The following is a 5,729-nucleotide window of genomic DNA, read 5'->3' as shown; positions in this document are numbered from 1 at the left end:
ACGATCTCGTACGCCCACCGCACGGACACCTCGCCCTGGGAGGTCTTCGCCTTCCCCCGGGCCTCCAGCAGCTCGCGCAGTTCGTCCATGATCTTGTCGGTCTCGGCGCGGGTAGGTCCCTCCGGGACGGGCGTGCGGCCGCCGAAGCCGTCCGTCTGCATGCCGCCGCCGAACAGGCCGAGGCCCCTGCTGGAACCGCGGGCGTCGGACGGCCGGGCCGCCTGCCGGGCCGTCTGGCGCGCCGCCTTCTTGCGGCCGCGCAGGGAGACCGGGATCGACCACAGCTGGTACTTGGTGCCGGCCTTGACGAACACCTCGTTGGAGTAGCCGGAGCGGAACATCTCGACCTGGCCCCAGGGCACGACGATCACGCGGAAGGGGTTGCGGATGCGCAGTCGGTGGTCGTTGGCGAAGACGGCCGGGCGCAGGGTGAAGGCGATCACCAGCGGCACGAGGAGGATCAGGACGGCGAGGGCCAGCCAGGGCGTGTTGCCGGATCCGGAGAAGACGGCGTCGATGCCGAGCCAGCCGATGATGACGAGGAGCAGGAACCCGCCGATCAGCGCCATGGGTGAGCGGTAGATGCGGTCCCTGGACTCGGGGGGTGCGGTCGTCATGAGGCCGATCCTAAGCGCCGTCCGGCTCCCTGCCCGTGTGCGGGTGCTCTCAGAACCCGGTCTCCGGGGTGTACAGCCGCTACGCGCGTAGATATGCTCGTCTGGTGACCATGCCCACCACTGCATCAGCCGCACACCCGCTCACGGACGTGACCGCGTCCGACAGCAGCCTGCGCCGGTTCCTTCACGGGCTGCCCGGCGTGGACGCGGTCGGCCTGGAGGCGCGTGCCGCCTCTCTCGGTACCCGTTCCATCAAGACGACCGCGAAGGCGTACGCCATCGACCTCGCCATCTCGATGGTCGACCTGACGACGCTGGAAGGCGCGGACACCCCGGGCAAGGTCCGGGCGCTCGGCGCCAAGGCCGTCCGCCCCGACCCGACCGACCGGACGACCCCCGCCACCGCGGCGGTCTGCGTCTATCCCGACATGGTGGCCGTCGCCAAGGAGGCCGTCGCCGGCTCCAACGTCAAGGTCGCCTCGGTCGCCACGGCGTTCCCGGCCGGCCGCGCCGCCCTCGACGTGAAGCTGGCCGACGTGCGCGACGCCGTGGCCGCCGGTGCCGACGAGGTCGACATGGTCATCGACCGCGGCGCCTTCCTCGCGGGCAAGTACCTGAAGGTGTACGACGAGATCGTGGCCGTGCGCGAGGTCTGCGGCACGGACGCCCGGCTCAAGGTCATCTTCGAGACCGGCGAGCTGTCGACGTACGACAACATCCGCCGCGCGAGCTGGCTCGGCATGCTGGCCGGCGCGGACTTCATCAAGACGTCCACCGGCAAGGTCGCGGTCAACGCCACGCCCGCGAACACCCTGCTGATGCTGGAGGCGGTGCGCGACTTCCGCGCGCAGACCGGTGTACAGGTGGGCGTGAAGCCGGCGGGCGGCATCCGCACCACCAAGGACGCGATCAAGTTTCTCGTCCTGGTCAACGAGACCGTCGGCGAGGACTGGCTGGACAACCACTGGTTCCGCTTCGGCGCCTCCTCGCTCCTGAACGACCTGCTGATGCAGCGTCAGAAGCTGGCCACCGGCCGCTACTCCGGCCCCGACTACGTGACGGTGGACTGATCACCATGGCATCTGCATCCGCATTCGAGTACGCGCCGGCACCGGAATCCCGCTCGGTCGTCGACATCGCCCCCTCCTACGGCCTGTTCATCGACGGCGAGTTCGTCGAGGCCGCGGACGGCAAGGTCTTCAAGACCGTTTCCCCGTCCACCGAGGAGGTCCTGTCCGAGATCGCCCAGGCGGGCGAGGCGGACGTCGACCGCGCGGTGGCGGCCGCCCGCAGGGCCTTCGAGAAGTGGTCGGCGCTGCCCGGCTCCGAGCGCGCCAAGTACCTGTTCCGGATCGCCCGGATCATCCAGGAGCGCAGCCGCGAGCTCGCCGTCCTGGAGACCCTGGACAACGGCAAGCCCATCAAGGAGACCCGCGACGCCGACCTCCCGCTGGTCGCCGCGCACTTCTTCTACTACGCGGGCTGGGCGGACAAGCTGGAGCACGCCGGTTTCGGCGCGCACCCGCGCCCGCTGGGCGTGGCCGGCCAGGTCATTCCCTGGAACTTCCCGCTCCTCATGCTGGCGTGGAAGATCGCCCCGGCGCTTGCGACCGGCAACACCGTCGTGCTGAAGCCCGCCGAGACGACCCCCCTGTCCGCCCTGTTCTTCGCGGACGTCTGCCGCCAGGCGGGCCTGCCCAAGGGCGTCGTCAACATCCTTCCCGGATACGGCGACACGGGCGCCGCGCTCGTCGCGCACCCGGACGTGAACAAGGTCGCCTTCACCGGCTCCACCGCCGTCGGCAAGGAGATCGCGCGGACGGTCGCGGGCACCCGCAAGAAGCTCACCCTCGAACTGGGCGGCAAGGGCGCCAACATCGTCTTCGACGACGCCCCGATCGACCAGGCCGTCGAGGGGATCGTCAACGGCATCTTCTTCAACCAGGGCCAGGTCTGCTGCGCGGGCTCCCGGCTGCTGGTCCAGGAGTCGATCCAGGACGAGCTGCTGGACTCCCTCAAGCGCCGCCTGTCCACCCTGCGTCTCGGTGACCCGCTCGACAAGAACACCGACATCGGCGCGATCAACTCCGCCGAGCAGCTCGCGCGGATCACCTCGCTCGTCGAGAAGGGCGCGGCCGAGGGCGCCGAGCCCTGGTCCCCGGAGTGCGAACTGCCCTCCTCCGGCTACTGGTTCGCCCCGACGCTCTTCACGAACGTCACCCAGGCGCACACCATCGCCCGCGACGAGATCTTCGGCCCGGTCCTGTCCGTCCTCACCTTCCGCACCCCGGACGAGGCGGTCGCCAAGGCCAACAACACCCAGTACGGCCTGTCGGCGGGCATCTGGACGGAGAAGGGCTCGCGGATCCTGGCCGTGGCCAACAAGCTCCGGGCCGGGGTCGTCTGGTCCAACACGTTCAACAAGTTCGACCCGACGTCGCCCTTCGGCGGTTACAAGGAGTCGGGCTTCGGCCGCGAGGGCGGCCGCCACGGCCTGGAGGCGTACCTCGATGTCTGACCGACTTTCCGTGCTCAAGACCTACAAGCTGTACGTCGGCGGGAAGTTCCCGCGTTCCGAGAGCGGCCGGGTGTACGAGGTGACCGACGCAAAGGGCAAGTGGCTGGCGAACGCGCCGCAGTCGAGCCGCAAGGACGCCCGTGACGCGGTGGTGGCCGCGCGCAAGGCGTTCGGCGGCTGGGCCGGCGCGACGGCGTACAACCGCGGCCAGGTCCTCTACCGCGTGGCGGAGATGCTGGAGGGCCGCAGGGCGCAGTTCGTCCACGAGGTGTCCGACGCCGAGGGCCTGTCGAAGTCGAAGGCGGGCGAGCAGGTCGAGGCGACGATCGACCGCTGGGTCTGGTACGCGGGCTGGACCGACAAGATCGCCCAGGTGGTCGGCGGTGGCAACCCGGTCGCGGGGCCGTACTTCAACCTGTCCTCCCCCGAGCCGACGGGCGTGGTGGCCGTCCTGGCCCCGCAGGAGTCGTCGTTCCTGGGCCTGGTCTCGGTGCTGGCCCCGGTGATCGCGACGGGCAACACGGCGGTCGTGGTGGCGAGCGAGAAGTCGCCGCTCCCGGCGCTGTCGCTCGGCGAGGTCCTGGCCACCTCCGACGTCCCCGGCGGCGTGGTCAACGTCCTCTCGGGCCGCACGGCGGAGATCGCGGCCCCGCTCGCCTCCCACCAGGACGTCAACGCGATCGATCTGGCGGGCGCGGACGAGGTCCTCGCGAAGGAGCTGGAGATCGCGGCGGCGGACAACCTGAAGCGGGTCCTGCGTCCACAGCCTGTGGACGACTGGACGGCGACACCGGGCATCGACCGTCTGACGGCGTTCCTGGAGACGAAGACGGTGTGGCACCCGACGGGTTCGCTGGGCGCGTCGGGCTCCGCGTACTGACGACGGGCCGCGACACCGGAGAGCCGCACCTTCCCCCCGTCCGGGGAGGGCGCGGCTCTCCGCCGTGGCGGCTTCGCGTCCGCTTCAGTTGCCCAGCAGTCCCGTGACCTGCCCCACCACCGGCATGCTCCCGATCGACTGCGCCTGCGCGATGGGGCTGGTGACCGCCTGGGAGGTCAGCGGCTGGAAGTCCGCCAGCTGGGTCCCCAGGCCGTTGTCCAGCGGGTCCACGCCCGTCCCCGCCAGCGGGTTCGGCTTGAGGCCGGCGACCGGGCCGGTGACGTACCCGACGGTGCCGGTGAGGGAGCGGAGCCCGGCCTGGGGGTCGACGTTGCCGAGCGAGGTGGGCCGGGTGTGCAGCACGTCGACGAGCGGCTCGGAGTCCGCGGCGGCCACCCCGGCGCCTGCGCCGAGGGCGACACCCGCGGCGGCGAGGGCGGTGAGCGTGCGCTGGGCGGTCGGGTTCGCGTGTCGGGCCATCGTTTCTGCCACCTTTTCCGTGCACTGGGTAATCGGGTCGACACGAAGGGTAGTTGACGTGTGACGCGCGCTTCAAAGCCAACCCGCGGGGTCGATGAACAGCGGGTGAATGCCCCACACTGGTGTCCCGTGAGTCCCCAACCGCCCATACCGACGCGAGTCGTGCTGCTCTGCGGCCCCTCCGGCTCCGGCAAGTCCCTTCTCTCGGCCCGTTCCGGTCTTCCGGTCCTCCGGCTCGACGACTTCTACAAGGAGGGCGACGACCCGACGCTGCCGCTGGTGGCGGGGAGCTCCGACATCGACTGGGACCACCCCGGATCGTGGGACGCGGACACCGCGGTGGCCGCGATCGTCGAACTGTGCCGCACCGGCCGTACGAAGATCCCGGTCTACGACATCTCGCTGAGCGCGCGCACCGGCGAGGAGGCGGTCGACGTGGGCCGGACGCCGCTGTTCATCGCGGAGGGCATCTTCGCCGCCGAGATCGTCACCCGCTGCCGTGAACTCGGTGTGCTGGCGGACGCGCTGTGCCTGAGCCGGGGTCCGGTGCGCACGTTCCGGCGCCGGTTCCTGCGGGATCTGCGCGAGGGCCGCAAGTCCGTGCCGTTCCTGCTGCGCCGCGGCTGGCGGCTGATGCGCCTGGAACGCTCGATCGTCGCCCGCCAGACCGCCCTGGGCGCCCACGCCTGCGACAGGGACGAGGCCCTCGGCCGCCTCGCCGCCGCGGCAGCGGGTCGCCGCCCGGCGGCGACCCCGGCGGCCTGAACGCGAACGGCGCCTTCTCCGTCGTAGGACCGGAAGACGGTCACCTCGGAAAGGAAGCCGATGACGACAGCGCGGCTGGTCATGGCAGTGGCGATGCTGACGGTGGTTCTCGGCTGCTCGTCGGGCGGCGAGGTCGCGGGCTCCTGTGCGGGGGTGGTGACGTACGAGGACCGCGACTATCTGCCCACCCGGGACGAGGACTTCACCGTCGGTGAGCGCCTGGGCATCGCCCGCGTTCCGGAGTGCGACGACACCCCGAACGATCCCGGGGCCGCCCTCGACGAGGGCACGGCCAACGCCTACCGCGTCGAGGGCAGGGACCCCGCCGAGGCCATCGCCGTCGGTGACACCCCGGCCGGGGCGACGCTCATGGAGGCCGGCTGACCGCACGCACGAAAGCGGGACCGGAAGGACCCCCCGGCCCTCCAGTCCCGCTTCTGTGCTTCCCCCGTGGTCCCCCCACGGGTAC

At 71.0% G+C, this 5,729-nt stretch carries 7 protein-coding genes; 5 read left to right on the top strand and 2 right to left on the bottom strand.

The genetic code is table 11. The features are described from left to right. A partial coding sequence (locus tag EHS43_RS35495; RefSeq protein WP_148104163.1) for a PH domain-containing protein occupies positions 1-617 on the bottom strand: 617 nt, incomplete at its 3' end. A 110-nt stretch (positions 618-727) separates the two neighbouring features. On the opposite strand from EHS43_RS35495, the gene deoC reads away from it, so the two are divergent. Genes deoC through EHS43_RS35480 form a run of 3 tightly spaced genes read left to right on the top strand, consistent with a single transcriptional unit; the run spans position 728 to position 4,015 of the window. After that, the gene (deoC, locus tag EHS43_RS35490; RefSeq protein WP_125194742.1) at positions 728-1,687 is read left to right on the top strand and encodes a deoxyribose-phosphate aldolase; all 960 of its coding nucleotides are present in this window, start codon (positions 728-730) and stop codon (positions 1,685-1,687) included. A 5-nt stretch (positions 1,688-1,692) separates the two neighbouring features. Continuing rightward, entirely contained in the window at positions 1,693-3,135 is a 1,443-nt protein-coding gene (locus EHS43_RS35485; protein WP_125194741.1) for an aldehyde dehydrogenase family protein, read from the top strand. After that, the gene (locus tag EHS43_RS35480) at positions 3,128-4,015 is read left to right on the top strand and encodes an aldehyde dehydrogenase (RefSeq protein ID WP_125194740.1); all 888 of its coding nucleotides are present in this window, start codon (positions 3,128-3,130) and stop codon (positions 4,013-4,015) included. Before EHS43_RS35485 ends, EHS43_RS35480 begins: the two co-directional genes overlap by 8 nt. Before the next feature lie 84 nt (positions 4,016-4,099). Here EHS43_RS35480 and EHS43_RS35475 read toward each other — a convergent pair whose 3' ends face one another. Next, positions 4,100-4,495, bottom strand: coding sequence for a hypothetical protein (locus tag EHS43_RS35475; protein WP_125194739.1), 396 nt, complete (start codon positions 4,493-4,495; stop codon positions 4,100-4,102). A gap of 105 nt (positions 4,496-4,600) precedes the next feature. Here EHS43_RS35475 and EHS43_RS35470 point away from each other — a divergent pair, with 105 nt between their 5' ends. Beyond that, positions 4,601-5,260 (top strand): uridine kinase, encoded by a 660-nt coding sequence (locus tag EHS43_RS35470; RefSeq protein WP_185806554.1) that lies wholly within the window; start codon positions 4,601-4,603, stop codon positions 5,258-5,260. Positions 5,261-5,320: 60 nt separating this feature from the next. Beyond that, positions 5,321-5,644 carry a DUF6281 family protein gene (locus EHS43_RS35465; RefSeq protein WP_125194737.1) on the top strand — a complete coding sequence of 108 codons (324 nt, stop codon included), beginning with the start codon at positions 5,321-5,323 and terminating at the stop codon, positions 5,642-5,644. Positions 5,645-5,729: the final 85 nt, after the last annotated feature.

It is taken from the genome of Streptomyces sp. RP5T (assembly GCF_003933965.1).
Lineage (GTDB): Bacteria > Actinomycetota > Actinomycetes > Streptomycetales > Streptomycetaceae > Streptomyces.
The sequence above is the reverse complement of the archived record's forward strand: the minus strand, read 5'-3'. Positions and strand labels throughout refer to the sequence as shown.

Coding starts and splice junctions, on each gene's coding strand:
- deoC (WP_125194742.1), top strand. CDS start 728: ATGCCCACCACTGCATCAGCCGCACACCCGCTCACGGACGTGACCGCG.
- EHS43_RS35485 (WP_125194741.1), top strand. CDS start 1,693: ATGGCATCTGCATCCGCATTCGAGTACGCGCCGGCACCGGAATCCCGC.
- EHS43_RS35480 (WP_125194740.1), top strand. CDS start 3,128: ATGTCTGACCGACTTTCCGTGCTCAAGACCTACAAGCTGTACGTCGGC.
- EHS43_RS35475 (WP_125194739.1), bottom strand. CDS start 4,495: ATGGCCCGACACGCGAACCCGACCGCCCAGCGCACGCTCACCGCCCTC.
- EHS43_RS35465 (WP_125194737.1), top strand. CDS start 5,321: ATGACGACAGCGCGGCTGGTCATGGCAGTGGCGATGCTGACGGTGGTT.